The 25,712-nt window shown below is 65.9% G+C and carries 28 protein-coding genes, 1 tRNA gene and 1 other RNA gene; 14 read left to right on the top strand and 16 right to left on the bottom strand.

Features of this window, described 5'->3' with window-relative positions:
* Positions 1 to 45 precede the first annotated feature (45 nt).
* Complete coding sequence (gene hisN, locus KTR9_RS18785) at positions 46 to 849, bottom strand: histidinol-phosphatase (RefSeq protein ID WP_010844505.1); 804 nt, start codon at positions 847 to 849, stop codon at positions 46 to 48.
* Positions 850 to 868: 19 nt separating this feature from the next.
* Here hisN and KTR9_RS18780 point away from each other — a divergent pair, with 19 nt between their 5' ends.
* The 7 genes from KTR9_RS18780 (at position 869) to smpB (ending at position 6,239) form a co-directional block, all read left to right on the top strand.
* Entirely contained in the window at positions 869 to 1,261 is a 393-nt protein-coding gene (locus KTR9_RS18780; protein WP_010844504.1) for a hypothetical protein, read from the top strand.
* Positions 1,262 to 1,307: 46 nt separating this feature from the next.
* Positions 1,308 to 2,423 carry a peptide chain release factor 2 gene (prfB, locus tag KTR9_RS18775; RefSeq protein WP_014927693.1) on the top strand — a complete coding sequence of 372 codons (1,116 nt, stop codon included), beginning with the start codon at positions 1,308 to 1,310 and terminating at the stop codon, positions 2,421 to 2,423.
* The gene (locus tag KTR9_RS18770; RefSeq protein ID WP_014927692.1) at positions 2,420 to 3,376 is read left to right on the top strand and encodes a mechanosensitive ion channel family protein; all 957 of its coding nucleotides are present in this window, start codon (positions 2,420 to 2,422) and stop codon (positions 3,374 to 3,376) included. Before prfB ends, KTR9_RS18770 begins: the two co-directional genes overlap by 4 nt.
* Entirely contained in the window at positions 3,376 to 3,933 is a 558-nt protein-coding gene (locus tag KTR9_RS18765; protein WP_014927691.1) for a hypothetical protein, read from the top strand. The genes KTR9_RS18770 and KTR9_RS18765 overlap by 1 nt, the downstream gene beginning before the upstream one ends.
* A gap of 90 nt (positions 3,934 to 4,023) precedes the next feature.
* Complete coding sequence (ftsE, locus tag KTR9_RS18760) at positions 4,024 to 4,710, top strand: cell division ATP-binding protein FtsE (RefSeq protein ID WP_010844500.1); 687 nt, start codon at positions 4,024 to 4,026, stop codon at positions 4,708 to 4,710.
* Positions 4,711 to 4,763: 53 nt separating this feature from the next.
* Complete coding sequence (gene ftsX, locus KTR9_RS18755) at positions 4,764 to 5,672, top strand: permease-like cell division protein FtsX (protein WP_010844499.1); 909 nt, start codon at positions 4,764 to 4,766, stop codon at positions 5,670 to 5,672.
* A 90-nt stretch (positions 5,673 to 5,762) separates the two neighbouring features.
* Positions 5,763 to 6,239 (top strand): SsrA-binding protein SmpB, encoded by a 477-nt coding sequence (smpB, locus tag KTR9_RS18750; protein ID WP_010844498.1) that lies wholly within the window; start codon positions 5,763 to 5,765, stop codon positions 6,237 to 6,239.
* 1 nt (position 6,240) lies between these two features.
* Here smpB and KTR9_RS18745 read toward each other — a convergent pair whose 3' ends face one another.
* A complete protein-coding gene (locus tag KTR9_RS18745) occupies positions 6,241 to 6,528 on the bottom strand; it encodes a hypothetical protein (RefSeq protein WP_044507060.1) in 288 nt (95 codons plus the stop codon).
* A 147-nt stretch (positions 6,529 to 6,675) separates the two neighbouring features.
* A complete protein-coding gene (locus tag KTR9_RS18740; protein ID WP_035718168.1) occupies positions 6,676 to 7,032 on the bottom strand; it encodes a hypothetical protein in 357 nt (118 codons plus the stop codon).
* A gap of 141 nt (positions 7,033 to 7,173) precedes the next feature.
* On the opposite strand from KTR9_RS18740, the gene KTR9_RS18735 reads away from it, so the two are divergent.
* Positions 7,174 to 7,755 carry a TetR/AcrR family transcriptional regulator gene (locus KTR9_RS18735; RefSeq protein ID WP_010844495.1) on the top strand — a complete coding sequence of 194 codons (582 nt, stop codon included), beginning with the start codon at positions 7,174 to 7,176 and terminating at the stop codon, positions 7,753 to 7,755.
* A gap of 61 nt (positions 7,756 to 7,816) precedes the next feature.
* Positions 7,817 to 8,190: a transfer-messenger RNA gene (gene ssrA / locus KTR9_RS26720) on the top strand.
* A 14-nt stretch (positions 8,191 to 8,204) separates the two neighbouring features.
* Here the strand turns inward: ssrA and KTR9_RS27040 are convergent.
* On the bottom strand, positions 8,205 to 8,816 hold the full coding sequence (locus tag KTR9_RS27040; protein WP_014927690.1) for a tyrosine-type recombinase/integrase: 612 nt from the start codon (positions 8,814 to 8,816) through the stop codon (positions 8,205 to 8,207).
* A 243-nt stretch (positions 8,817 to 9,059) separates the two neighbouring features.
* Between KTR9_RS27040 and KTR9_RS27035 the strand changes: the two genes are divergently transcribed.
* Positions 9,060 to 9,992 (top strand): TIR domain-containing protein, encoded by a 933-nt coding sequence (locus KTR9_RS27035; protein WP_014927689.1) that lies wholly within the window; start codon positions 9,060 to 9,062, stop codon positions 9,990 to 9,992.
* Positions 9,993 to 12,066: 2,074 nt separating this feature from the next.
* Here the strand turns inward: KTR9_RS27035 and KTR9_RS18730 are convergent.
* The 7 genes from KTR9_RS18730 to KTR9_RS18700 form a co-directional block, all read right to left on the bottom strand.
* A complete protein-coding gene (locus KTR9_RS18730) occupies positions 12,067 to 12,945 on the bottom strand; it encodes a metal ABC transporter permease (RefSeq protein ID WP_014927687.1) in 879 nt (292 codons plus the stop codon).
* Complete coding sequence (locus KTR9_RS18725; RefSeq protein ID WP_014927686.1) at positions 12,942 to 13,733, bottom strand: metal ABC transporter ATP-binding protein; 792 nt, start codon at positions 13,731 to 13,733, stop codon at positions 12,942 to 12,944. Before KTR9_RS18725 ends, KTR9_RS18730 begins: the two co-directional genes overlap by 4 nt.
* Positions 13,730 to 14,653: a metal ABC transporter substrate-binding protein gene (locus tag KTR9_RS18720; protein WP_014927685.1), complete on the bottom strand. Its 924-nt coding sequence runs from the start codon at positions 14,651 to 14,653 to the stop codon at positions 13,730 to 13,732. The genes KTR9_RS18725 and KTR9_RS18720 overlap by 4 nt, the downstream gene beginning before the upstream one ends.
* A 76-nt stretch (positions 14,654 to 14,729) precedes the next feature.
* Positions 14,730 to 15,371: a class I SAM-dependent methyltransferase gene (locus KTR9_RS18715; protein ID WP_014927684.1), complete on the bottom strand. Its 642-nt coding sequence runs from the start codon at positions 15,369 to 15,371 to the stop codon at positions 14,730 to 14,732.
* Complete coding sequence (locus KTR9_RS18710) at positions 15,368 to 16,501, bottom strand: ABC transporter permease (protein WP_014927683.1); 1,134 nt, start codon at positions 16,499 to 16,501, stop codon at positions 15,368 to 15,370. Before KTR9_RS18710 ends, KTR9_RS18715 begins: the two co-directional genes overlap by 4 nt.
* Positions 16,498 to 17,337 (bottom strand): ABC transporter ATP-binding protein, encoded by an 840-nt coding sequence (locus KTR9_RS18705; protein WP_014927682.1) that lies wholly within the window; start codon positions 17,335 to 17,337, stop codon positions 16,498 to 16,500. Before KTR9_RS18705 ends, KTR9_RS18710 begins: the two co-directional genes overlap by 4 nt.
* Before the next feature lie 20 nt (positions 17,338 to 17,357).
* Entirely contained in the window at positions 17,358 to 18,593 is a 1,236-nt protein-coding gene (locus tag KTR9_RS18700) for a CaiB/BaiF CoA transferase family protein (protein ID WP_044508103.1), read from the bottom strand.
* Positions 18,594 to 18,725: 132 nt separating this feature from the next.
* Between KTR9_RS18700 and KTR9_RS18695 the strand changes: the two genes are divergently transcribed.
* Positions 18,726 to 20,510: a long-chain-acyl-CoA synthetase gene (locus KTR9_RS18695; RefSeq protein ID WP_014927681.1), complete on the top strand. Its 1,785-nt coding sequence runs from the start codon at positions 18,726 to 18,728 to the stop codon at positions 20,508 to 20,510.
* 18 nt (positions 20,511 to 20,528) lie between these two features.
* Here KTR9_RS18695 and KTR9_RS18690 read toward each other — a convergent pair whose 3' ends face one another.
* Positions 20,529 to 21,287 carry an alpha/beta hydrolase gene (locus tag KTR9_RS18690; protein WP_010843452.1) on the bottom strand — a complete coding sequence of 253 codons (759 nt, stop codon included), beginning with the start codon at positions 21,285 to 21,287 and terminating at the stop codon, positions 20,529 to 20,531.
* Between KTR9_RS18690 and pgm the strand changes: the two genes are divergently transcribed.
* From pgm to KTR9_RS18675, 3 genes are all read left to right on the top strand, one after another.
* On the top strand, positions 21,286 to 22,929 hold the full coding sequence (pgm, locus tag KTR9_RS18685; RefSeq protein WP_010843451.1) for a phosphoglucomutase (alpha-D-glucose-1,6-bisphosphate-dependent): 1,644 nt from the start codon (positions 21,286 to 21,288) through the stop codon (positions 22,927 to 22,929). The two genes, KTR9_RS18690 and pgm, sit on opposite strands and share 2 nt — an antisense overlap.
* 69 nt (positions 22,930 to 22,998) lie before the next feature.
* Positions 22,999 to 23,751, top strand: coding sequence for a DsbA family protein (locus KTR9_RS18680; protein WP_044507057.1), 753 nt, complete (start codon positions 22,999 to 23,001; stop codon positions 23,749 to 23,751).
* Positions 23,752 to 23,872: 121 nt separating this feature from the next.
* Positions 23,873 to 23,945, top strand: a tRNA-Ala gene (locus KTR9_RS18675).
* 58 nt (positions 23,946 to 24,003) lie between these two features.
* Here KTR9_RS18675 and KTR9_RS18670 read toward each other — a convergent pair.
* The 4 genes from KTR9_RS18670 to KTR9_RS18655 are packed head-to-tail and all read right to left on the bottom strand — an operon-like array spanning position 24,004 to position 25,554.
* Positions 24,004 to 24,303: a YciI family protein gene (locus KTR9_RS18670; protein WP_014927678.1), complete on the bottom strand. Its 300-nt coding sequence runs from the start codon at positions 24,301 to 24,303 to the stop codon at positions 24,004 to 24,006.
* Between the two features lie 18 nt (positions 24,304 to 24,321).
* Positions 24,322 to 24,855 carry an SRPBCC domain-containing protein gene (locus tag KTR9_RS18665; RefSeq protein WP_014927677.1) on the bottom strand — a complete coding sequence of 178 codons (534 nt, stop codon included), beginning with the start codon at positions 24,853 to 24,855 and terminating at the stop codon, positions 24,322 to 24,324.
* Complete coding sequence (locus KTR9_RS18660; protein WP_202949967.1) at positions 24,845 to 25,201, bottom strand: ArsR/SmtB family transcription factor; 357 nt, start codon at positions 25,199 to 25,201, stop codon at positions 24,845 to 24,847. The genes KTR9_RS18665 and KTR9_RS18660 overlap by 11 nt, the downstream gene beginning before the upstream one ends.
* The gene (locus KTR9_RS18655; RefSeq protein WP_014927675.1) at positions 25,198 to 25,554 is read right to left on the bottom strand and encodes a VOC family protein; all 357 of its coding nucleotides are present in this window, start codon (positions 25,552 to 25,554) and stop codon (positions 25,198 to 25,200) included. The genes KTR9_RS18660 and KTR9_RS18655 overlap by 4 nt, the downstream gene beginning before the upstream one ends.
* Between the last annotated feature and the right edge of the window lie 158 nt (positions 25,555 to 25,712).

The raw sequence follows: 25,712 nt of genomic DNA, 5'->3' as shown, positions 1-25,712 counted from the left end.
CGCGCAGCGACTCCACGACTTCAGGCGCGCAGCGCCTTCGACACCTCAGGCGCGCAGCGCCTCCACGACCTCGTCGTGCAGCAGTCCGTTGCTGGCCACCGCGCTGCCGCCGGCGGGTCCGGGCGTGCCGTCGAGGGCGGTGAACCGTCCGCCCGCCTCACGCACCAGGATGTCGAGGGGGGCCAGGTCCCACAGCGAGACCTCCGGTTCGGCGGTGACGTCGACCGCGCCTTCGGCGACGAGGCAGTAGTTGAAGAAGTCCCCGTAGCCGCGCACGCGCCACACCCGGTCGGTGAGGTCGATGAATCGGTCGCGAATACCGCGGTCGGCCCAGCCGGACAGGCTCGAGAACGCGAGGCTCGCCGATCCGAGGTCGGCGACCCCGGACACCGACAGGCGTCGCACCTCGTCGTCGCCGAATCGGGCGTGGGCGCCGAGACCCGTTGCCGCCCACCAGCGCCGGTGGAGTGCCGGTGCCGAGACCACGCCCACCGTCGGCACGCCGTCGATGAGCAGCGCGATCAGCGTCGCCCACACCGGGACACCGCGGACGAAGTTCTTGGTGCCGTCGATGGGATCGATGACCCATTGCCGTCCGGACAGCGTGGCGTCGCCGCCGAACTCCTCGCCGAGGACGGTGTCCGCGGGCCGGCGTGCGGCGAGCCGTTCGCGGATCATCGTCTCGCAGGCCAGATCGGCGTCGGACACGGGTGTGAGGTCTGGTTTGTCGTCGACGCGGAGGTCGACGGCCCCGAACCGGTCCATCGTCAGCACATCGGCGGAGTCGGCGAGTGAGAGTGCGAGTTCGACGTCGTCGCTGAACTTCGTCGGGCCGGGAGGGACGGACATGCCCGGTAGGGTAGCTCTCATGTGGCTGACCGTGACGTTCACCCTGTTGATCGCGGCACTCATCGTGGTGCTGGTGGTGCAGTGGCAGCGCGGGCGCAATCCGCAGCCGATGTCGGCGGCGAAGGCCTCCCAGTTCGTGCAGGGCACGTTCACGATCGTCGGGGTCTCCGACCGCGACGACGATCCGACCACGAGCGCCACCGACAAGAACGGCGACCGGTTCTGCACGATCTCCGGGACGATCGTCGGTCCCGAGACCAATCCCACCGAGGTGTACGGGACGCTCGTCCTCGGTGCGGGTGACCCGTGGCCCCAGATCGGCGACGATCTGCCGGTCCTCTACAAACCGCAGAAGGCCGCGACGTCGTGGCGGTTCGGGGTGATGCCCGAGCAGGGGCCCGGCCCACTCTGATCCTCCCGGGCGCTCACCCGCCGGACTGTCGGTACTCTGGATAACCGTGCATCCCGACGTGACCGCAGACCTCGAATCCCTCGACGCCACCTTGACCACCGTTGAGAAGGTGCTCGATCTCGAGGAGCTCCGTCGTCGCATCGACGAACTCGAGATGCAGGCCTCTGACCCGGACCTGTGGAACGACCAGGACCATGCCCAGAAGGTGACCAGCGAGCTGTCCCACGCGCAGTCCGAACTCCGGAAGGTCTCCGAGCTGCGCCAGCGACTCGAGGACCTGCCGGTGCTCTACGAGCTGGCCGAGGCCGAAGAAGGTGACGACAAAGTCACCGCGCTGGCCGACGCCGACTCCGAGCGCGAGAGCCTGCGGACCGACATCCAGGCGATGGAGGTCAAGACGATGCTCGCCGGCGAATACGACTCGCGCGACGCGGTCGTGAACATCCGTTCCGGCGCCGGCGGCGTCGACGCGGCCGACTGGGCGCAGATGCTGATGCGTATGTACATCCGCTGGGCCGAGCAGAAGGGTTACGGCGTCGAGGTCTACGACACGTCCTATGCCGAGGAGGCGGGCCTCAAGAGTGCGACCTTCGCGGTGAAGGCCCCGTACATGTACGGCACGCTCTCGGTCGAACAGGGCACCCATCGACTCGTGCGCATCAGTCCGTTCGACAACCAGAGCCGGCGGCAGACGTCGTTCGCCGAGGTCGAGGTGCTGCCGGTGGTCGAGACCACCGACCACATCGACGTCGACGAGAACGACATCAAGGTCGACGTCTATCGGTCGTCGGGTCCCGGTGGGCAGTCGGTCAACACGACCGACTCGGCGGTCCGCCTGACGCACATCCCGACCGGCATCGTCGTGACGTGTCAGAACGAGAAGAGCCAGCTGCAGAACAAGGCGTCGGCGATGCGCGTCCTGCAAGCCAAGCTCCTCGACCGCAAGCGGCAAGAGGAACGCGCCGAGCTCGATGCGCTGAAGGGTGACGGCGGCTCGAGCTGGGGCAACCAGATGCGTTCCTACGTCCTGCACCCGTACCAGATGGTGAAGGACCTGCGGACCGGCGTCGAGGACAACAATCCGGCGTCGGTGCTCGACGGCGAGCTGGACAAGTTCATCGAGGCCGGGATCCGCTGGCGGATGGCGACCGCCGAAGCGTGATCGCCTCACCCGCCGATCTGCTGCTGGCCGCTGCGCCGAGCCCGACCGAACTCCTCCTCGGTCGGGTCTATGTCTGGCTCGTCACCAGCGGCCTGGAAATCGTGATCTGGATCCTGGGCGCGGTCCTGCTGGCCCGTCTGATCCGATGGTTCGCCGACAAATACGCCTCGCGTGTGGATTCGCGGTTCTCGACCAGCGATCTCATCGTGCAGACCGAGGACGCGAAGCATCGTCGGGCGCTGGTCGACGTCGTCGCCTGGACGTTGATCGTGGTGATCGCGATCATCGTGATCATCCACTCACTGTCGGTGTTCGGCATTCCCTTGACCGGGCTGACCGGGCCCACGGCGGTGATCGGTGCCGCACTCGGCTTCGGTGCACAGCGCATCGTGCAGGACATCCTGGCCGGGTTCTTCGTCGTCGCGGAGAAGCAGTACGGCTATGGCGACGTGGTCGACCTGACCGTGACCGGCAATTCGCCCGCCGAGGGCACCGTGGAGGACGTGACGCTGCGGGTGACCAAGCTGCGCACCGCCGAAGGAGAGGTCATCACCGTTCCCAACGGGCAGATCGTCAAGGCCACCAACCTCTCGAAGGACTGGGCGCGCGCGGTTGTCGACGTCCCGGTTCCGTCCGAAGCCGACATCGGGATGGTCAACGAGACGCTGGATCGGGTCGGCCGCGAGTTCTACGCGTTGCCGCGGTGGCACGACATCCTGCTCGACGCACCGTCGTCGCTCGGCGTCATCAGCCTCGAGCTCGACGCGATCACGGTGCGCATGGTGACGCGCACCCTGCCGGGCAAACAGTTCGAGGTGGGACGTGCGTTGCGTGTCCACATCATCCGCGCGCTGGCACGTGAGGGAATCAACGTGCCGGCTCGCGAGGTACGCGCCGCCGGAGGGCCACCGGCAACGCAGGCCGACCAGGGCAACCGGGACGGGGGAGACTGATGGTGGACTCACCGAACACCCCGGGCCGGCACGGGTCCGGCGAGAACCACCCCGAGCGGCCCATCCCCGGCGCGGACGACCCGACACAGATCATCCCGACGCAGGGCATCCCTCCGCAGGACCCGCCACCAGCCGAGTCGCCGGCCGACCCCGACCGCAGGCGGCGGTTCGACTGGGGTCACATCGCACGGACCCGGGTCCGCACGAGCACCGCGATCCTCGTCGCCGTGTTCCTGGCGTGCTGCGTGCTGTACGGATACACCTCGCAGCGCTACGGCGTCGTGGCCCCGGCTCCCGCCCGACCCGCCCCGACGACCTCGCAGACGGTCGAACCGACCTACGAGCCACCGCCGACCACGTCGTCGACGACCACCACCAGCACCGAACCGTCGACGACCGACACGACAGGCGGCGTGGAGGGCACGGACGGCACCTCGACCGACGGAACGGGGTCGCAGACGCCGAGCACGAGCCGCGAGACCATCCCGGGACTGCCGAACATCCCGTTCCCGAATTTCGGCGGACAAACCCCGACCACGACGGTCCCGACACGCTGACGAGGCCGGAAACGGCTGGTCAAGCGTGCGGCCGCGCCGGTATGTCGCGCCTGAACACGCTCTCAGGAGTCGTCGTTACACTGGCACACCGTGATCAAGCTGGAGAACGTCACGATGCAGTACAAGGCGTCCAGTCGACCCGCTCTGAAGGATCTGAGCCTCGAGGTCGACAAGGGGGAGTTCGCGTTTCTGATCGGTCCGTCGGGATCGGGCAAGTCGACGTTCTTCCGGCTCCTCCTCAAGGAGGACCGTCCGACGAGTGGCGACGTGTATCTCGGCGAGTTCCACGTCAACCGGTTGCGGGCGCGCGCGGTGCCGAAGCTGCGGCAGTCCATCGGGTGCGTGTTCCAGGATTTCCGGCTGCTGCAGAAGAAGACCGTCGCCGAGAATGTCGCGTTCGCGCTCGAGGTGATCGGACAGCCGAAATCGACGATTCAGCGTGTCGTGCCCGAGGTGCTCGAGTACGTGGGTCTGGAGGGCAAGCACGATCGCATGCCCTACGAGCTGTCCGGCGGCGAGATGCAGCGCGTGGCGATCGCGCGCGCCATCGTGAACCGGCCGCTGGTGCTCCTCGCCGACGAGCCGACCGGAAACCTCGACCCGGAGACCAGTGAGGAGATCGTCGACGTCCTCGACCGCGTCAACCGTCGGGGCACCACCGTGGTGATGGCCACCCACGACCGCCACATCGTCGACGCCATGCGCCGGCGGGTCCTCGAGTTCGACAACGGACAGCTCGTGCGCAACGACCCCCAAGGTGTGTACGGGATCGGCTGACCGACCGCGCCCGGCAATCACACACCCACGACCCAAGGACTGTCTGAGCAAGCATGCGAGCGAATTTCATCCTGAGCGAGGTTCTCAACGGACTCCGCCGCAACGCGACCATGACCATCGCGATGATCATCACCACGGCGATCACGCTGGGCATGTTCGGCGGCGGTCTGCTGGTGATCCAGATGGCCGACAAGAGTCAGCAGATCTTCCTCGACCGCGTGGAGATGGAGTTCTACCTCAATCCCGAGGTGACCGAACGGGATCCGCAGTGCGAGTCCGACCCGTGTGCCCAGTTGCGTCGCGGGCTCGAGAACGAGCCGGGCGTGACCTCGGTGACCTACCTGGACAAGGACGAGGCCTTCAAGCGCGCCAAGGAGATCTTCGCGAACAACCCCGACCTCGCCGAGAACATCGTGGAGGGCACGCTGCCCGCCTCCCTGCGTGTGCGGGTGTCCGACCCAGGGCAGTTCGATGCGGTGCTCACCAAATACGCGGACCGGAAAGACCTGGGCGTGGACGCCTTCAAGGACGACCGCAAACTGGTGCAGCGGATCTTCAGCGTGCTCGACGGGGTCCGCAACGCGACGTTCGCCATCGCCTCGGTACTGGCGATCGCGGCGATCCTGTTGATCATCAACACCGTTCAGGTCGCTGCGTTCACCAGACGGACCGAGGTCTCGATCATGCGCCTGGTGGGCGCCACCCGGTGGTACACCCAGCTGCCGTTCCTCCTCGAGGCGGTGGTGTCCGCCTTCGTCGGCTCGGTGCTGGCCATCGGCGGTCTGCTGCTGGCCAAGAAGTTCTTCTTCGACAACGCGTTACGCGAGTTGTACGGGGTCAGTTTCTTCGCCCGGATCGAGTTGACCGACGTGCTGTTCGTCGCACCGTTCCTGGTGCTCGGCGGAATTGTGTTGGCCGGCGCGACCGCGTATGTCACGCTTCGTGTCTATGTCCGGGAATGATCCGTCCGTGCCGACGGTTCGGATTGTCGGCTGTCAGCAACACGTGGGTCGTCCGCAGGTCGGCCGGTATCGAGTCGAGGAGGTGAGTGCATGCCGAAGGAAAAGGGACGCAATGTGATCGCGTCCAACCGGAAAGCCCGGCACAACTACGCCATCCTCGACGTCTACGAGGCCGGGATCGTGCTCGTGGGCACCGAGGTGAAGAGCCTCCGCGCAGGCAAGGCCTCGCTGGTCGACGCGTTCGCGACGATCGACGACGGCGAGGTCTGGCTCCATGCCCTGCACATCGCCGAGTACGGCAACGGCTCGTGGACCAACCACTCTGTGCGGCGCAAACGCAAACTGCTCATGCACCGCCGCGAGATCGACAACCTGGTCGGCAAGATCCGCGACGGCAATCTCACGCTGGTGCCGTTGTCGATGTACTTCAACGACGGCAAGGTGAAGGTCGAGCTCGCACTCGCGCGCGGTAAGCAGGCCCACGACAAGCGCCAGGACATCGCCAAGCGGACCGCCCAGCGTGAGGTCGAGCGTGAGGTCGGTCGTCGCGTGAAGGGGATGGGGTGAGTCAGCCGCTCGTCTCGGGCTGACGTTGCTGCGCTCCACCCATCTGCGGTCCACCTCCCATTCCCGGGCCGTTGTCGCCCTGCTGCCAGACGGCGGCCGGTGTCGGCCGGTCAGACGTTGTATCGCCGGTGATGTAGCCGGCGCCGAACCCCAGTCCGCCCGCGACGATGGCCAGTCCGGCTGCGCCGGCGATCAGGGCCGACCGGGCCGGGGCGGTCTTCGGGGCCACCGGTCGCGGGGCGGGGGAGGCGTGGTCGGGTTCGTGCTCGCCGGGGGTCGGGGAGGTCATCTCGGTCTCGCTCTCGTCGGTCGGCCGAAGTCCGTCCTCGGCTCACGAGGTCTCCACGATCCCGGCGGCGCCTGGGCCGGGCCTGGCGGGCAGCTGTGAATGAGCTGGCAGCTCATCCGACCTCGCCCTTCGCGCGGGTCGTCGGCGTCACGCGGCGCGGTCGGCGCTGATCTGCTCGGTCCGGTGCATCGTCGAGACGTCGGCACTCGGGCGGTAGGTGCGCTCGTAGCGCTCGATGTCGGCTCGTCGCAGGAGTGGTGTCATCGGGTCGGCGGAGAGGATGTCGCCGCCCGAGAAGCGTGATCGACGGCTGAGCACCGACTGATGCCGGAAGCATGCGACAGATGTCGTCAAGAGGACCGCCATCCCGACGCCGAACGGCCACGCGGGTGCGGCGACGCCATCGGCCAACGCCACCACGAACAACCCGAGAAACAGAAACGCGAGCAGCAGGATCAAGTATCCGGTGAAAGCAAAAGATGTCGATCGAGGTGTTGCGCGCACGACGAACTCCTTCCGTTGAGTGGTCCCGACCCGATTCGCTACACACACTGTAGCGCTACGCTACGTGTAGCGTTTCGCCGCGCGGTATCATTCGTGCCAGAGATCGGATCCGGAGTGGCTGGAAGTGCGAGGTGATCACGAGTGGCAGGCGACAGCGGCACGAAAATCGTCCGGTCGACCCTCGAACTGCTCCGCACCCGCGGACCGGCGGGAGTCACGGTCGAGAGCGTCGCCGCTCACTCCGGGGTGGCGCGCACGACGATCTATCGCCGATACCGCAACCGGAACGAGATGCTCAGCGCCGCGTTGCTGGAGGTCGCGGTGGTCGAGCCGCCCGATGCGGACCTGTCCGCCGAGGCCCGGCTCCGCTGGGTGGTGCGCCACGCGGCGTCGATGGTGGTCGACGGCATCGGTTTCGGCGGCATGGCCGCCCTGCTGACCGATTCCGATCCCGAGTTCGGCGTCCTTTTCCGGCAGGTGCTGGCGCGGCATCGCTCCGAACTCCGGGAAGTCCTCGACGCGGGCAAACGGAACGGTCAGTTCGCGTCGTCGATGGAGCCTGAAGTGCTGGTCGACGGCATCGTCGGGGCGCTCGTCGCCGAGCGCGCCCGCACGGGAGGTGTCGCCGACGACTGGGAGGACCGAACGGTCACCGCCTTCGCTCCCATGGCCTTTGCCGCCGACGGTGACCGCCGCGGACGCGCGCCGGGGAAACGGGAATGAACTCTGCGCAACGAGTTGTTAGACTGAAGTGCTCGCTGACTTCCGTCGGCGGGTCCTACTCGGGGCTGATCGGTTTCGACTTCGTGCGTCGAGATAGGGGAAGCGTGTCGGTGCAGGCTGGAGACCACCGTAAGCGTCGCAGCAACCAATTAAGCGCCGATTCCAATCAGCGCGACTACGCCCTCGCTGCCTAAGTAGCGCCGGCTAGTCTGTCGGCCCGGGTTATGCTCCCAGACCCGGATGCCGGCATCATCTATGGGAGCTCACCGTCCTCGCCGGTCGCGGGTGAGGTCGGAACATCAAACAGCGACTGGGATCGTCATCTCGGCTTGTTCGCGTGACCGGGAGATCCAAGTAGAGACATAGCGGACTGCACACGGAGAAGCCCTAACAACACGACGGAGGACCCGGGTTCAATTCCCGGCAGCTCCACAAAGGCGCCCCACCTGTTATCGCAGGTGGGGCGCCTTTTTGCGTGCAGCGGTCGGTGGCAGAAATTGCGTTGGACACATTCTGGACACGGCCCGTTTCGTCGGCGTGTCGCAGTGCCGCTCCCATGCGGTCGGCGATGTCGCCGAGGTCGTCGTCGAACAGGTGTGGCCGTACAGGTCGAGCGTCATGGTCGCGGCCTTGTGGCCGAGCTGACGCTGAACCGTCTTCATGTGCGCCCCGGAGCGGATTATCAGGGATGCGGCCGTGTGTCGGAGGCCGTGCGCGGGGGACGCGGGGAACGATGGATCGGCGGCGTGTAGTCGTTCGACGGCCTTGGTGAACCAGTGCGTTGTCATGGGTGGTCGTATCGGTGTGCCATCGGGTCGGGACCAGAGCAGTTCGTCACGACCGCGCTGGTCCGTGATGGGGGCCAACAGCTCGGCTACTTCGGTTGGGATCGCAATGGTGCGCGTCTCGCAACCAGAAGGTGGTGCTGGTCCAGGCCAGTTCGGGCTGTCTGTGTTGCGCCCGTCCGGCTTTGTCGAGATAGCCACCGCTGGCTGAAACAGAATAGGCGCCGAAGGGCCCGCACCAACTATGGGCCCAGTTGGGCAGGCGCCTTTTGCCATAGGCCGAGTCAACCTTCCGTTCGTGTCGGGCGAGGACTGGCCAGAGGAAGGACCCAAACGGGGTGAGTCATAGTAGGTCGAAGACGGTTGCATGGACAACTGGAAATCTCGGCGATCTGCAGCGCGGCAGTTGTGGCCACAGAACGACTGGCCGCTTGGGTTACGTACGACCTATACCTGTTCCTGCCTTCATCCCCGAATTTCCCGCACTCCGCAGTCGTCAACAGGTGCTACCGTGACCCTGTGGCAAAAGACCTTAAGGTTTTCATCAGCTGGTCGGGCGATCCTTCCAAAGATATTGCACTGATATGGCATGAATTGGTTAATCAGCTCTTCGACACCGTAACTCCGTTTGTTTCCGATACTGACATAGAAGCTGGAGCGCGCGGTTTGGACGATATCAAGAATGAGTTGGACGGAACCAGCTTCGCGATTGTAGTTGTCACTCGCGCGAATCAGAGTGCGCCTTGGCTGAACTTTGAAGCGGGCGCAATATCTAGACAAATGGGCTCCGATTATGATTTGCGTGTAGCACCGTGCCTTGTAGACTTCGAGAAAGCCACCGAACTTACTAGTCCGCTAAAACAGTTTCAAGCGAACCTCCTAAATGAAGAGGGGATCACCAAGATACTGGCGTCAATAGCTAGGGCGGCAGACGTCGAATGGAACACAAAGGCTGGGATAGTCGCAGCTGTATTGCCATCATTCTTGGAACGTTTCCTAGCCATCAGGGATACTGCTCCGCCACCGGAGGTTCCAAAGCGGTCGCCGGACGCGATGGTCGAGGAAGTGCTCGAACTCGTGAGGGAACTCCACCGCGAGAGCATGGGAACGACCGCACGAGCAGAGGCGGAACGGTCTAATTCTCAAAAGAGCTCGACAATAGCGATAGACGATCCGGTCGCGATAGCAGCTCTAGTCGCCCGCGGAATTATCACCGAAGTCGCTGGAAAATCGTCCAGTGCTCAGGGTCTAGACTACAAAGTCAGGACCTACGATGGTGGAATAATAATTGCTGAGTTGCTTGGGTTCCCTGAAAGTATGAGAGCTGAAGTTGTCGAAAAGATGACTGACTCAGGATTGTTTCTGTCAGTCAGAGAGGTTGGAAAAGGTGGTTCGCTAGTTCGGATTGCTGGGCAGCTCAAACTCAGAAGGGACGCAATAGTTGGACCGTAGGACGCGCTGCGCCCGTACTGCGCCGCGATGCCCTCCACCTCTAGCTCACCATCAACCATGAGCCGATAGACCCTCTCGGCCACGACGACAGGCCAGCGGTCGACGGCCGGCGAAGTCATGGCACTATTGGTCGCGATCCTGAACCATGTGACAAGGCGAGGAGGCGAAACGAGATTCGGGGCCAGCTCGTATCACCGAGCGCGACTCAGATGAAACACTACGAGCAAACCAAGTTTCCTGGAGAGCGCTAGGTCGAAGTGTATGTAGTGAAGGACGGCTGCGTTGTACATAGACACCGCGTATGCAGTTCCTGTTGGGGCCGGTAGTTGATCCAATAACCCGCGCCCTGCCGTGCTGGGTATCCGCCTGTTGCTGGCCGAACCTGTTTGAGCATTGTTTCAATGTACGCACAAGCTGTTCGATCAGCACGTCGTCATTATTACCGCCCGTCGCCGATTGGGGGTGATGCTCGGTGTACCACCGTAACCGCGGGCGTACTCGTCCGTTCCTTATATCGCTTAGGCGTAGTCAACTCGACGGAGGCTTCTTCAGGTTTTCCTGACCAACGTCCGCGGTAAGAGATCTCGCCCGGCCTCGGCCGCAGTAAGAGCCGCTGACCAGCGAGCGGACTCTGAGAGTTGGTGTTCGGGATGTGACTAGACCTTAGTTAGATGGCTTATTCAACCACTGAAATAATCGCGCGATCTTCCCTTGGGGGCGTGGTTCCCCGTGGACTACCTGAGTCTCATTCGCGAAACAGTTGATCAAAGGGTTCGGGTGGTGGAAGAACTGGGATCGATTATTGTCTGGAATTCCCGTTCTCCGCCATTCGTAGCGCACGCCGATAGATCCGACATAGCAGGCGAACACGCAACCATCCACACGTGAGTAGTCGGGCTTCAAGAACACTGCACCCGGGCTTATCGTCAAACCTTTACGGGCGGGAGAATCATGGATTGAGTCCGTGGTGACGAGGGCCATGTGGGCGTCTATCATGTCGTCTGCTCCATTCAAGAAATCGCGAACCGACTGAGGGACTTCGATGCCCGTGCGGACCATCTGGCAGCCAAAATGCTTGGCGTAATATCGAGCGAGGTTTAATACCGTTGGCTGCCAGCCCATTCCATAAACGTCGGCGAATCCGATTCCTGGTAGGTGGCGCGCGTAAGGGTGAGTCACGAGATAGTCGGAGAATGTGTCGTAAGCAAGGTCGAACGGTTGCGACCGCGCGTTATTGCACCGGTCGCACATCGATTTGGGAAACTTCACTACTCCGTATCGGTCCCGTTTGACTCCAGACTTACCGCGGATCTCTCTCCGCTGCCCAGTGTCGTCGCCCCACAAGAGCGTATCCCCGCTCATGAGTCGAACGAGGTCTGACGCTTTGTATTTGTGCTCTCCCGTCGTCGCTGGACGGGAGCGGCACCACCAGCAAACGCCGTCGAAGTCAACGAGAAGGTGCGCTACATCGTCGCGTGACAGGAAACTCCTATCCTCCGCCGTACTCACAAGACCCCCTAGCTCGGTACACGATGCAAACAATAGTCGACCACCTCGTGGATAGGTTTGCGTCGATGTAGGCGGCGCAACTGTACTAGAGCAAAAGCCCACTGGTGATGCTGTGCGGTAGAGATGTCGACTCGAGGAGGTGTCGGGCAATAGAGCAGTTGGAGCAATATCGCGGTCTCTGTGACTCTTGTGGGACCTGAGCGCCGCCTAGGTAATGTTGACTCGAAGCCACACGCTATCTGAGCGCAGCGTAGTCACACACTATCGGTGTAGACCATGGGTACACGGCTGCTGTTTACTCCACGCCCCCGTCGGTACATAGCTGATCGTGTGTGCAAATGCACGTGCGTCGGCGCCCAGCCACGGGGCAGTCTTGGCCATCTTCGGGGCGCGCTGACCCCGTTTGAGCACCACTCAATCTGACTGACTCACTGCGACTAGAGGCCACAGGACTGCTGCTCGACATCTACGAGGTTCTAGCACAGGTTCAATTCCCGACAGCTCCACGAGAAGGCGCCCCACCTGTTCAGGTGGGGCGCTTTCGTCGTCTCTACGGGCAGGTCGGCTACCCGGTGCTCAGCGCGTCGAGGGTCGCACTCTCGCGATGCTTGCGTCGCTTCGTCACCACGCCGTGGGTCGGGCTGAACAGGTAGACACCGAAGAACGTGATGCCCTGGACCAGGACGACCATCCCGCCGGGGGAGGTGTCCTGGTAGTAGGAGACGTACAGGCCGATGACACCGCAGATCGCCGAGATGGCGGGCGCGATGATCAGCATCCGGCCGAAGCGATCGGTGAGCAGTCGCGCGGTCGCGCCGGGGATGATGAGCATCGCGACTACCAGCACGATGCCGACGACCTGCAGGGCGGTCACCGCGGTGAGGGCGAGCAGCGCGAGCAGGGCTGCGCCCAGCAGCCGCGGGCTCAGGCCGATCGCGAAGGCGTGCGTGCGGTCGAAGGCGTAGAGGGTGAAGTCGCGCCGCTTCAGCAGGAGCAGCGTCGCGACGATCGCGCCCAGGATCGCGATCTGCACCAGGTCCGACGTCGAGACACCCAGCAGGTTGCCGAAGATGATGTGGTTGAGGTCGGTCTGGCTCGGCGTCACCGAGATCAGGACCAGTCCGAAGGCGAAGAGGGTCGTGAAGACGATGCCGATGGCGGCGTCCTCCTTCACCCGGCCGCCATCGCGGACCGCGCCGATCAGTGCCACCGCGAGGAAACCGAAGATCACCGCGCCGATGGCGAACGGGACGCCGACGATGTAGGCGAGCACCACGCCCGGCAGCACCGCATGTGAGACGGCGTCGCCCATCAGGGACCAGCCGATCAGCACGAGCCAACACGACAGGAGCGCACACACGACCGAGGCGATCAGCGTCGCCCACAGGGCGCGGGTCATGAACGCGTACGCGAACGGGTCGAGGAGGATGTCGACGATGTTCACGCGACCTCCTCGGGATGCTCGGAGCCGTGGCGTTCCGAAGTCGGTCGGGCGAGGGGATCGAGACCGAACGCGCGGACGAGATTCTCCGCGGTGATCACCTCGGTCGGCGCGCCCTGCGCGATCACCCGGCGCATCAGCAGGATCGCCTCGTCGGCCAGCTCCGGCAGGACCTGCAGGTCGTGCGTCGAGACCAGGATCGTCGTCCCGGCGTTGGCGAGTTCGCGCAGTAGCGCGGTGATGGTGGCCTCGGTGCGTTTGTCGACACCGGCGAACGGCTCGTCGAGCAACAGGATCCCCGCTTCCTGCGCGATGCCGCGGGCGACGAAGGCCCGCTTGCGCTGACCGCCGGACAGCCGGCCGATCTGGCGGTCGGCGAAGTCGGTGAGTTCGACGCGCGCCAGGGCTTCGTCGACGGCGTCGTGGTCGGCCCGCTTCGGTCGGCGCGTGAACCCGAGGTGGCCGTAGCGACCGGTCATCACGACGTCGCGGACCGAGATCGGGAAGCTCCAGTCGATGTCCTCCGACTGCGGTACGTAGCCGAGCGCGCCGGCACGACGCGCTGCGGTGGGGGTCCGGCCGCCGAGCCGGACCGTGCCGGTCGTCGGGGTCACCGAGCCCACGATCGTCTTGAACAGCGTCGACTTGCCCGAACCGTTCATGCCGACGAGGCCACACACCTGGCCGGCCGGCACGCGTACCGACGCGTGGTCGAGGGCGAGGATGCCGCCGTACCGCACGGTCACGTCCGTCACTTCGATGGCGGAACCGCTTGTCGCTGAGGCGTTCACGTATTGCTCCCGGTCAGGCCCGACACGATGGTCGCGACGTCGTGGCGGATGAGGTCGAGGTAGGTGGGTACGGGGCCGTCGGCTTCGGAGAGCGAATCGACGTACAGGGTCCCGCCGAAACGGGCGTCGGTCGCGTTCACGACCTGCTTCATCGGGGCGTCGGACACCGTGGACTCGCAGAACACGCCGGGGACGCGGTTGGCCCGCACGAAGTCGATCGTCTCGGCGACCTGCTGCGGCGTCGCCTGCTGCTCGGCGTTGACCGGCCAGATGTAGCGCTCGGTGAGTCCGGCGTCGCGGGCGAGGTAGGAGAACGCGCCTTCGCACGTCACAAGCGCCCTTTCGTTGGCGGATAGCCCGGCCAGGGCGGAGGTGAGGTCGGTCTGCACCTCTTGCAGCTGTTTTTTGTATGCGGCCGCGTTGGATTCGAAGGTGGCGGCGCCGTCGGGGTCGAGCTCGGTGAACGCGCGGACCATGTTGTCGACGTAGATCTGGACGTTGACCGGACTCATCCACGCGTGTGGATTGGGTTTGCCCGCGTAGGCATCCGACGCGATGTCGATCGGCTCGATGCCCTCGCTGACGACCACGTGCCGGACGTCGAGTCCGTCGACGAACTGCGCGAACCAGGCTTCGAGGTTGAGCCCGTTGTCGAGGACCAGCGAGGCGGTCGCGGCGCGCCGGATGTCACCTGGGGTGGGCTCGTAGCCGTGGATCTCGGCTCCCGGCTTGGTGATCGACTCCACCTCGAGGCGATCGCCGGCGACCTCGGAGGCGATGTCGGCGAGCACGGTGAACGTGGTGAGTACGACCTTCTCGTCGGGTAGCCGGCTCGACAGCGTGCAACCGGCGAGGACCGTGCAGACGGCGGCGAGGAGTGCCCCTGCGGTGAGGAACCGACGACGCGCGGGCTTGGGCATGCCGACACTATAGTTTCGGTTGCCCGAACTTTCTAGTTCGGGGGCTGGACGGCTCAGCCGATCTCGAAGCCGTCGCTCACCGCCGCCGGGCGAGAACGTGGAACTCGGGAAAGCGGTGATCGTCGTCGGCTCGGTGTACCGTTCGCCATTCCTCGTCGTATCCGGCGTCGGCCAGTGCGGCGGACATGCGGTCCGAGTGCCATCGCCACGCGGGTGCCACCCGATGATCGAAGTCGACGATGCCCTCGTCGGCGCTCGCCTGCCCGGCGACCAGGACGACGCTGCCCGCGTCCATCCGCCCCGCCCAGCCTGCCAACACCTCGGGTACGGCGTCGGGTGGCACATGGATCAGACTGAACCGGGCCAGGATTGCCGCGACGGTGACGCCGGCGAGCTCCGGCGCCCCGAGACGGGCGTCGTCGGAGACGAATCCGACTGCGGGGTGCGTCGACCGTGCGATTCGCAGCATCGATGTACTCGGGTCGACCCCGACCACATCGAATCCGCGTGCAGCGAGTTCGGCGGTCAGCAGGCCCGGCCCACACCCGACGTCGACCACTGTTCCGGTGACACCGCTGCCGCGGACGTGTTCGACGAACGCGTCGAAGGCGTGGCGTTGCAGGATGTTCGTGAACGGCGAGGGGAACGTCTCGGCGTACAGATCGGCCAGGGCGTCGTACCCCGGTTGGAACCCGGCGGTGCCGTGGCCGGCGCTCATGCGATCCGGACACCGCGCGGCAGCTTGCCGGCGGGTATCCGCAAACGTCGTGCCGCGACGAGATATCCCAGGCCGCCGAGCATCAGGTAGATCCCCAGTCCGACGTACCACGAGTCCCCCATCTCGGAGGTCTGGTGGGCTGTTTCGCGAGCGATGTGTCCGGTGGGGGCCTGCTGGTCGACGTAACCGAAGGATATGTCGTCACACGTGCGGGGGCCGATGTACGGGCCCGCCCGCACCGCCGACAGCGTCTGCGAGATCTCCTGCGCGATGCTGTCGGAGGCCCTCGTCGGATTCTCGGGTGTCGTGGACACGGCGTCGGCCACGATGAAGAACGGATTCGGGGCGAGGAGCCACCAGATGCGTTCGTGGTGGTGGAACTCTTCCTCGCGGGTGACCTCCTGGCACGTCCAGGTGGGCGTCGGGCTCGATGGGTCCGTCACCGTGGTGTCGGTACGGATCACCGAATGCATTTGGGCCGTCGTCGGATACAGGAGACCGAACGCCACCGGCAGGCCGAGGAGGAGGAAGAAGACGGCCGACTGCGTCAGCACCGCGGAGCCCGCCGGGCGGGCTGTCACCGCGGAGAATCCGAGTCCGATGCCTGCATACGACGCGAAGACGAGTGCCAGGACGACGATGCCGAGCACGCTGCGCCAGATCGACTGGGGCGCTTCGACCAGGCCCCAGATCAGGTACGGTGCGGCGACGGCGACCAGGGCGATGCCCGCCACCCAGCTCCCGATGAGTTTGCCCAGCGCCAGTTGCCAATTGGTGATCCCGGTGTCCTGGACCACGGCCAGGGTCGCGTCCTTGCGGTCACCGTTGATCGTGGTCGCCGCCAGCGTGGGAGCCACGATGATCCCGAGCAGCAACAGGAATCCGAGCAAGAGCGCGTAGAGATTCGACGCCCAGCCGGTGTAGGTGCCGCCGAACACCCCCACGGCCAGGTACATGGACCCGAAGACCGCCAGCGAGGTCACGACGAAGGCCACGATGAGCGAGGCCTTCCATCTCGTCGTCCGCAGTCGCTGACGTAACTCGAGTTCGACGATGACGGCGACCATCCGCCACCACGACGAGAATCCGGTGCGTCGCGAGTCGTCCGTCGGGAGCGTGGTCGTGGTCATCGGCGCTCCGGGTCCAGTGCGAGGTAGGCGTCTTCGATGCCGGTCGACACGTGCGCGAATTCGCTGACCGCCGCCCCGGAGGCCACCAGTTGTGCGAGGTGCCGGGCGGCGGCGGTCTCGTCGTCGAAGCGCGTTTCCTGCGCCTGCCCCGGCGGTTGCCCGACGAGCCGGATGCGCCACACCCCACCGGCGGTACTCGGCGCCGTGTGGGTCCGGCCCTCGGTCATCAGGACGACGTCGTCGACCATTTCCTCCAGCTCGGAGAGGATGTGGGAGGACACCAGGATCGAGCACCCGTCGTCGGCGAGCCGGCGGAGCTGGCCGCGCAAGTCCATCCGGGACCGCGGGTCCATTCCGGAGGCCGGCTCGTCGAGCAGCAGAATCCGGGGTCGGTGCACCAGCGCACGTGCGAAGCCGAGGCGTTGTTTCTGGCCGCGCGACAGCTCGTGCGCCGGCCGCGCCGCGAGATCGGTCAGGTGGACCAGTTCGAGGAGTTCACCGGCGCGCTGACGGGCCCGGGTGGTGGGCATTCCGTACAGCTTGCCGAAGGTCGTCAGGATCTCGTGCGCCGTGAGGCTCTCCCAGGTGCCGAAGATGTCCGGCATCCACCCGGTCAACCGGCGCATGTCCGCGGGGTCCACCGCCGCGTCGTCGACCACGATCGTGCCGCTGTCGGGGGCGAGCAGGCCGGCGAGGAGCAGCAGCAGGGTCGTCTTGCCTGCGCCGTTGGGCCCGACGAGCCCGCTGATCCTGCCGGATCTGAGTTCGAGGCTCGCCTCGGCGACGGCGGTGTGCCGGCCGAAGGTGCGCGAGAGCCCGGTCGCGACCAGTGACATGCCACGACCGTAGCCCAGTCTCAGATGACTCCGGCTGCTCGCAACGCCGTGATCTCCTCGTCCGACAACCCCAGCAACCCGCCGTAGACGTCCTCGTTGTCGCAGCCGGGGGCCGGGGGACCGGCGTTGCGGATACCACCGGGAGTGTCGCTGAACTGCGGCACGACGCCGGGCCCGAGCACGGTGCGCTGCGCGCGTTCGTCGTAGTGTTCGGCGATCATCCCGCGCGCCCGCAGATGCGGGTCGGCGACCACCTCGGCAACCGAGTTCACCGGTCCGACAACCACTCCCGCGGCGCCGAGCACCTCGGTCAGCTTCTCCGGCGTGAACTGCCGCGACCAGTCGCCGATGAGTGCGTCGAGCTCGTCCTGGTTGCGTCCGCGAGCGGCGTGATCGGCGAACCGGTCGTCGGTCGCGAGTTCGGGCTGCCCCATCGCCGCGCAGAGCCGCGCGAAGACCGAGTCCTGATTGGCGGCGATGATGACGTGGGTGCCCTCGCTGGTCGGGTAGAGGTTCGACGGCGCGATGCCGTCGAGCCGGGTACCCGACGGGCCGCGCACGACACCGCCGGCGTCGTAGTCGGCGATGGCCGATTCCTGCACGGCCACACAGGATTCGATGAGTGAGGTGTCGACGACCTGACCCTTGCCGGTCACCGACCGCCGGTACAGTGCGGCGAGTGCGCCCTGCGCGGCGAACATGCCGGCGAGAGTGTCGCCCAGGGACAGGGCCAACCGCGGCGGGAGCTGTCCCGGATACCCGTTGAGGTACCGAAGCCCGCTGGCGGCCTCGGCGACCGAGGCGTACCCGGCGCGCGTCGAATCCGGTCCGGTCTGGCCATAACCCGAGACACGCACCACGACGATGCCCGGATTGCGCGCGGACAGCACTTCGGGGCCGATATCCAGCCGCTCCAGTGTTCCGGGACGGAAGTTCTCGACGACGACGTCGGCACGCTCGACGAGATCGAGGAACAGGTCTCGACCTCGATCCGACCGCAGGTCGAGCGTGACCGCCTTCTTGTTGCGTCCGTGGACCGTCCAGTAGAACCGATGGCCGTCGACCTCGGCCTGCCCCCAGGTGCGGATCGGGTCGGGCTTGCCCGGCGCCTCGATCTTGATGACCTCGGCGCCCATGTCACCCAGCAACCGTGCGGCGTGGGGGCCTGCGATCAGCGTGCCCAACTCGATGACGGTGACGCCGTCGAGGGGGCCGGCGGGGTGTTCGCTCGTCGGTCGCGGCGAGGTATCGGTCATCAGGACAGTGTGGCCGGTCACCGAGAACTCGCCAAGCCTCGACGTCGATGAAACGAATCATCCCCACTGTTTCATTGACGCTCAACTCCGGCTAGGGTGTGTGTCGTCCAACACATCGGGGAGGCTGGAAACATGGTTGATCACGCGTCGGGAACGGGACTCCTGCCGGACATCCGGCTGGCCGACATGGTGTCGGGAGTCGCGTCGCTACGCGGTGACGCCGGGACGATCCTGCGGACGCTGCCGGAGATGCTGCCCAAACCGCCGACCACGAAGATGTCCATCGGCAAGCGGTTTCAGCAGAGTGTGCAGAAGTACCCCGATCGGGACTTCCTCCGGTTCGAGGGGTCGTCGATCTCCTACCGCGCGGCGAACGCCCATGCGAACCGGCTCGCGGACTTCCTCGTCCGGGAAGGTGTCCGTCGCGGTGACGTGGTCGCGGTGCTGTCGCGAAACCATCCCGACGTCGTCATCGCGATGCTGGCGATCGTCAAGATCGGGGCGATCTGCGGGATGCTGAACTTCAATCAGCGCGGCGCGGTGCTGGAGCACAGCCTAGGGCTCATCGAGCCGAAAGTGGTTCTCTACCAAGATGATCTGCTGGAAGCGTTGGAGTCGGTGCCGGCCGGGTGCCGCCCGGCGAAGGAGTACACCTTCGCCGAGCTCACGACGCTGACCGCACGGTGTTCGCCGCTCGACCGACCGGTCACCGAATCGATCGAGGTCGGCTCCACCGCGATCTACATCTTCACCTCGGGCACAACGGGTTACCCGAAGGCCAGCAAGATGAGCCACTATCGCTGGCTGGTCGCGATGAACGGCATCGGCGGTCTGGGAATCCGTTTGCGTGGTGACGACGTCATGTACACCGCGCTGCCGTTCTACCACAACAACGCTCTCACGATCTCGGTGTCGTCGGTCCTCGCGTCCGGTGCCTGCCTGGCCATCGGCAGGCAGTTCTCGGCGTCGAAGTTCATCGACGAGATCATCGAGAACGACGCCACCGCGTTCGCCTACATCGGCGAGCTGTGCCGTTATCTGCTTGCGCAACCGCCGAAGCCGACCGATCGCGCGCACCGACTCCGGCTGGCCGTCGGCAACGGTCTGCGCCCCGACATCTGGGACGCGTTCACCGAGCGATTCGGTATCGACCGCATCGTCGAGTTGTACGCGGCGAGTGAAGCGAACATCGGTTTCATCAACGTCTTCGGGTTGTCCAAGACGGCCGGGTTCTCGCCGTTGCCCTACACGATCGTCGAATACGACGAGGAGACCGGGGAGCCGCTGCGCGATCCCGACGGGCGGGTGAAACCGGTCGGCAGGGGCGGAACCGGTTTGCTTCTGGCGCAGATCAACTCGCGTGTGCCGTTCGACGGGTACACCGACCCGGAGGCGACCGAGCGCAAGATCGTCCGCGACGCGAAGCGTAAGGGCGACAAGTGGTTCAACAGCGGTGACGTCGTCCGCGATCAGGGTTTCTCACACATCGGTTTCGTCGACCGCATCGGCGACACCTTCCGCTGGAAGGGCGAGAACGTGGCCACCACCGAGGTCGAGGCGGTGCTCGACGCCCATCCGGCCGTCGAGGAGGCGGTCGTCTTCGGTGTGCCGGTTCCCGGCGTCGACGGGAAGGCGGGAATGGCCGCGATCAGTCTGCGCGAGGGCGAGACGTTCGACGCCGACGGGCTGGCCCGGCATGTGCGCGACGGTCTGCCCGCGTATGCGGTGCCGTTGTTCGTCCGGATCGTCGATGCGCTGGAGCACACCTCGACGTTCAAGAACATGCGCACCGAACTCCGTAAACAGGCCTACGGCGAGACCGGCGACGACCCGCTGTATGTGCTCGCGGGGGAGAAGTACGTCGAGTTCCATCCCGGGTACATCGACGAGTTGGCCGGAGCCCGCCCGAAGCGTTGACCGAACGGCGCCGACCGATCAGGCGCGGCGCAGAGCGGAGAGTCGTTCGCCGACGAAGTCGAGCGCGCTGCGCTGCCAGAGCCCGATGTGGTCGAGCATGGCGTGACCGCCGCCGGGCACCGGGATGAACTCGGCGTCGACTCCCAGGGCCGACAGCTCGTCGATCCCTTTGCGGGTCCGCTTCGCCAGCGTGCGGGTGTCGGCGTCTCCGTGCACGGCGACGACCCGGGCACCGGGCTGGATGTGCCGCCAGTCGGCGAACTGCCACCACGGCGCCAGCCCGAGGACGCCGATGACCCGACGGTCGGCGGCGAGGTGCGCGGCCACACGTCCGCCCATCGAATGTCCGATGGCGACGACCGGCACGCCCGGGTGACGCCGGCAGATCTCGTCGAGCGCCGCACGGGCGGGAAGCATGGGCGAGTTCTCGTCGCCGTTCCAGCCGTACACGCGGTAGCCGACCTGACGGACGCGCACCGACCGGCCGAAACGCAGTCGCAGCGACCACGTGAACGGGTACATGCGCAGCGCGGACGGCTGCCAGGAACTGAAGGGTTTGTGACTGCTGTCCGTGCCGCCGGGGAGGACGAGCACGAGCAGGCCGGGGGAACGGCGTTCGGGTGACAACAGCCCCGACAATCCCGAGATCAGCATGTGTGCGGGTTCCTCCGATGCGGCGTCGACGTTCGTCTCACCGTAGCGATTCGGTTCCCGCGGCCGGACGGATCGGTTCGTCAACCGGGCGAACGGCGCGCGGGGTGGCAGAATCGCGGTCATGGCACATCCTCGCGCTGGTACCTTGGCCCTGCCCGAAGACCTCGTCGATGTGGACGCCTTGGTGCGTGCCTATTACGACAACACGCCCGATCCGTCGGACCCGTTGCAGCAGGTCGTGTTCGGGACCTCGGGGCACCGTGGATCGAGCTTCGACAACGCGTTCAACGAAGCCCACATCCTCGCGACGACGCAGGCGATCGTCGACTATCGCCGTTCGGCCGGGATCTCCGGACCGCTGTTCATAGGCTTCGACACCCACGCTCTCTCGGTCCCGGCCTGGCGCACCGCACTCGAGGTGCTCGCGGCCAACGAGGTCACCGTCTACACCGCCGAGAGCGACTCGTTCACTCCCACCCCGGCAGTCAGTCGCGCCATCCTCATGTTCAACCGGGACAACCCGGGCGTGCTGTCCGACGGCATCGTCGTGACGCCGTCGCACAATCCGCCCCGCGACGGCGGGTTCAAGTACAACCCGCCCACCGGGGGGCCGGCGGACACGTCGATCACCTCGGTGGTCGCGGCGCGGGCGAACGAGCTTCTCGAGCGGAAACTCGAGGGTGTCGCGCGCATCCCGTTCGACCGTGCCCGCGGCGGCGAGCACGTCCACGACTACTCGTTCCTGCTCAACTACATCGACGGACTCGGCGAGGTGGTGGACATGCAGGCGATCCACGACGCCGGGGTCCGGATCGGTGCCGATCCGCTGGGCGGGGCATCGGTCGGGTACTGGGCCGGCCTCGCGTTCCGGTACAACCTCGACCATCTGACGGTCGTGAACCCGACCGTGGACCCGACGTTCTCGTTCATGACACTCGACACCGACGGCAAGATCCGGATGGATTGCTCGTCGGCCAATGCCATGGCCTCGCTGATCTCGGCCCGCGACTCCTACGACATCGCGACGGGCAACGACGCCGACTCGGACCGCCACGGCATCGTCACACCCGACGCCGGCCTGATGAACCCGAACCACTATCTGGCGGTCGCGATCGACTACCTGTTCACGCATCGTCCGCAGTGGTCGGAGTCGGCGGCCGTCGGCAAGACGCTCGTCTCGTCGTCGCTGATCGACCGGGTGGTCGCCGGGATCGGCCGCCCGCTGCTCGAGGTCCCCGTCGGTTTCAAGTGGTTTGTCGACGGCCTGCTGAACGGTCGGGTCGCCTTCGGCGGCGAGGAGAGCGCAGGCGCGTCGTTCCTGACGTTCGACGGCAGTCCGTGGTCGACGGACAAGGACGGCATCATCATGGCGTTGCTGGCGTCGGAGATCCTCGCGGTGACGGGCAAGACGCCGTCGCAGCGGTATGCCGAACTCGCCGAGCAGTACGGGACGACGGCCTACGCGCGGATCGACGCGCCGGCCAGTCGGGAGCAGAAGGCGGTGCTGTCGAAGTTGTCGCCGGAGCAGGTGACGGCGACCGAGCTGGCCGGTGAACCCATCTCGGCGATCATGACGTCGGCGCCGGGCAACGGGGCCCCGATCGGTGGCCTCAAGGTGACGACGGAGAACGCCTGGTTCGCGGCACGCCCGTCGGGTACCGAGGACGTCTACAAGATCTACGCCGAATCCTTCAAGGGCACAGACCATCTCGCGCAGGTCCAGCAGGAGGCCCAACAGGTCGTCGACGCGGCGTTGGGGAGCTGACCTGCGGGCCCGCCCCGGCCCCGACGATCCCTCAGACAATTTTCAGCGCGCCGCCGTTATTGTCGGAATGTGAGCAAGAAGCGCAAGCCGGGAGCATCGGTGCCCCGCACGTCCAACTCGAAGTATCAGCCGAGCGCGCCGTCGAACACGATGACGTACGTGCTCGGCGGTGTGGCGATCCTGGTGATCGCCGGGCTCGTCATCGGCGGGATCTGGTGGAGCGGACGCGGCGAGGGTGAGACCGATCAGGCCGCGCTGGCGTCGAGTTCGACGATGATCGTCGGCCCCGAGACCGCCCCGTTGATCGACGTCTTCGAGGACCCCATGTGTCCGGTGTGCAAGGTGTTCGAGCAGCAGTCCGGGCCGGCCATCACCAAGGCCGTCACCGAGGGCAAACTCCGCGTGCGTTACCACACGCTGCACTTCCTGAACTCGCGATCGGCGACCGGTGACTACAGTTCGCGAGCCGCCGGCGCGCTGGCCTGCGTGGCCGACGAACAGAACACCGATCTGTTCCTCCGGTTCCACAGCGCACTGTTCGCCGCGCAGCCGCCCGAGGACGGCACCGGCAACATCACCAGCCCGGAACTCGCTCGGATGGCGACCGAGCAGGGTGCGACGCCGGCGACCGCGACCTGCATCACCGACAACGCGAAGGTCGCCCAGGCCGAGGAGAACGCGCAGAAGTCGACCGACGAACTGTCGAAGGCCACCGGCGGCCAGGTCGGCACCCCGACCGTGCTGCACGACGGCAAGCCCGTCGACGGCGTGCTGGAGGGCAATGCCTGGCTCGACAGCATCCTGGGCGGTGGCAACTCCTGAGCTCTGATCGTCCAGGACTCCGGCCCGGACCTCCCCGGCCGGAGTCCTGGCGATTTGGTTGCCATCGCCGAGATGGTGTAACTTCGCCAGTGCCCTTGAACAGGGCGGAACAACAAAATACGGGGCTATGGCGCAGCTGGTAGCGCACCACACTGGCAGTGTGGGGGTCAGGGGTTCGAGTCCCCTTAGCTCCACTGGACGAAGCCCGTTCCGACCGATGTCGGGACGGGCTTCGTCGTTGTCCGGGTCCGATCAGTCCCGTCCGATGCCGACGGGCATCGGGAGGATCTCGACGCGCGCGAGGCCCGAGGTGATGGCCGGGTCGGCGGCGCTGATCGCCCGGACCTCGTCTTCGCAGTCCGCGCGGACGATGCCGAGCCCCCAGTTCCCGGCCGGGTCGACGACGGGTCCGAAGACGACCGCGGTGCCGTCGGCGAGCAGCCCCGACCAGTACGCGCCGTGCCGGCCCATGACGGCGGCCTCGTCGTCGGACATGTCGCCGGGCCCGAAGGTGGGCCTGGGCGGGACGAGTTTGTACACGAAGTGCGACATGGGATGGGCTTCCTTTGTTCAGGTGAGTGTGGATTCGATGACGGCGACCGATGCCGCCAGAGCGGCGGCCCAGCCGTTGGAGTACGCGCCGGAGCTGTAACCGCCTGGCGCGGCGCAGTCTTCGCGCAACTGATCCTCGCTGAGGCGCTCCCAGCCGCGGTGTTCCACGGACACTCGCGTCAGGGCCGGGCCGAGGGAGGTGAACGCCAACTCGACTTCGGTCGGCTCCGGGGTGTTCAACCACGACATGACGAAACGGTTCGGGGGCTCCCACACCGCGAGACGGCCCCACTCGGCGGTGGTGCCGTCGTCCCAGGTCTCGAAGACCCGCCCGCCCGTGTATTCGTCGATCGTCACGGTGCGGGCACGATCCCCGCCGATGGACATGGGCTGCAACGGCCACCAGACCCCGATGGTTCGGACGAAGGTGGTGAAGACGTGGTCGAGGTCGCTGCGGACGGTGGTCGACTGGCGTATCGGTGGACGCCGCAGCGGGAGAACGGAACCGCCGCCACCGCTGGGGGATTCGTCGACTCTGCGTTCACCCGGCACGGTTCACCTCGTCGTCGTCGGCGGTCAGTCCGCGTTCGGCCTCGACCAGTTGCCGCGCGACGTCGAGAGATGACGCCCACATGTCGTCGAGCAGGTCGCGCAGTTGATCGATGCCCTCGGGTCGGGCGCGGTACATGCGCCGGGTTCCCTCGCGCCGCTCGGCGAGCAGCCCGGCGTCCTTCAAAACCGTGAGGTGCTGCGAGATCGCGGTACGGCTGACGTCGAACCGTGCGGCGATGTCGCCCGCGGACAGCTCCTCGCCGGAGACGAGTTCCAGAATGGCGCGGCGGCGGGGCTCGGCCATCGCCCGCAGGGCCTCGTCGACGCCCGGCATCTTGTCGGTCACGTCCAGAGCCCGATCGAATTGCCGTCGGGGTCGGCGAACATCGCGAAGCGGCCGTAGCCGTCCGGCAGCTCCGTGGGCGGCACGAGTGCGGTGCCGCCCAGTGTCTCGGCCCGGTCGAGGGATGCCTGCAGATCATCGACGCGCATGTACACACTCACCCCGCCGGTTCCGGCCGGGTCGGACACGGCACCGATGCCGCCGCCGACGGCGCCCTCACCCGCACCGGTGTCGACCAGCGAGTACTCCGGTCCGTGGCTCTCTTCGACAGTCCAATCGAACAGCTCGCGATAGAACGTGATGAGGCGGCTGGGGTCCTTCGAGGTGATCTCGAAGAACGCGACGGGTGCTCCCATGATGACTCCTTGTGTCAGATTCGTCGGCCGTCGCTAACGTTAGTGAATACTGACAGATATCGCAATGGTTCGACGACATCCACATCCCGAGGTGCCGGCGATCTGTCCGACGTAGGGTGCAGGCAAGTTCTGCGACGTCGGTCGACCCCTCCTCGCGG

Source organism: Gordonia sp. KTR9 (assembly GCF_000143885.2).
Lineage (GTDB): Bacteria > Actinomycetota > Actinomycetes > Mycobacteriales > Mycobacteriaceae > Gordonia.
Note: the sequence above shows the minus strand (reverse complement) of the source record. Positions and strands in the feature narration are given on the sequence as shown.

Coding starts and splice junctions, on each gene's coding strand:
- hisN (WP_010844505.1), bottom strand. CDS start 849: ATGTCCGTCCCTCCCGGCCCGACGAAGTTCAGCGACGACGTCGAACTC.
- KTR9_RS18780 (WP_010844504.1), top strand. CDS start 869: ATGTGGCTGACCGTGACGTTCACCCTGTTGATCGCGGCACTCATCGTG.
- KTR9_RS18765 (WP_014927691.1), top strand. CDS start 3,376: ATGGTGGACTCACCGAACACCCCGGGCCGGCACGGGTCCGGCGAGAAC.
- ftsX (WP_010844499.1), top strand. CDS start 4,764: ATGCGAGCGAATTTCATCCTGAGCGAGGTTCTCAACGGACTCCGCCGC.
- smpB (WP_010844498.1), top strand. CDS start 5,763: ATGCCGAAGGAAAAGGGACGCAATGTGATCGCGTCCAACCGGAAAGCC.
- KTR9_RS18745 (WP_044507060.1), bottom strand. CDS start 6,528: ATGACCTCCCCGACCCCCGGCGAGCACGAACCCGACCACGCCTCCCCC.
- KTR9_RS27040 (WP_014927690.1), bottom strand. CDS start 8,816: ATGGCAAAAGGCGCCTGCCCAACTGGGCCCATAGTTGGTGCGGGCCCT.
- KTR9_RS18720 (WP_014927685.1), bottom strand. CDS start 14,653: ATGCCCAAGCCCGCGCGTCGTCGGTTCCTCACCGCAGGGGCACTCCTC.
- KTR9_RS18715 (WP_014927684.1), bottom strand. CDS start 15,371: ATGAGCGCCGGCCACGGCACCGCCGGGTTCCAACCGGGGTACGACGCC.
- KTR9_RS18710 (WP_014927683.1), bottom strand. CDS start 16,501: ATGACCACGACCACGCTCCCGACGGACGACTCGCGACGCACCGGATTC.
- KTR9_RS18705 (WP_014927682.1), bottom strand. CDS start 17,337: ATGTCACTGGTCGCGACCGGGCTCTCGCGCACCTTCGGCCGGCACACC.
- KTR9_RS18700 (WP_044508103.1), bottom strand. CDS start 18,593: ATGACCGATACCTCGCCGCGACCGACGAGCGAACACCCCGCCGGCCCC.
- KTR9_RS18695 (WP_014927681.1), top strand. CDS start 18,726: ATGGTTGATCACGCGTCGGGAACGGGACTCCTGCCGGACATCCGGCTG.
- pgm (WP_010843451.1), top strand. CDS start 21,286: ATGGCACATCCTCGCGCTGGTACCTTGGCCCTGCCCGAAGACCTCGTC.
- KTR9_RS18690 (WP_010843452.1), bottom strand. CDS start 21,287: ATGACCGCGATTCTGCCACCCCGCGCGCCGTTCGCCCGGTTGACGAAC.
- KTR9_RS18670 (WP_014927678.1), bottom strand. CDS start 24,303: ATGTCGCACTTCGTGTACAAACTCGTCCCGCCCAGGCCCACCTTCGGG.
- KTR9_RS18655 (WP_014927675.1), bottom strand. CDS start 25,554: ATGGGAGCACCCGTCGCGTTCTTCGAGATCACCTCGAAGGACCCCAGC.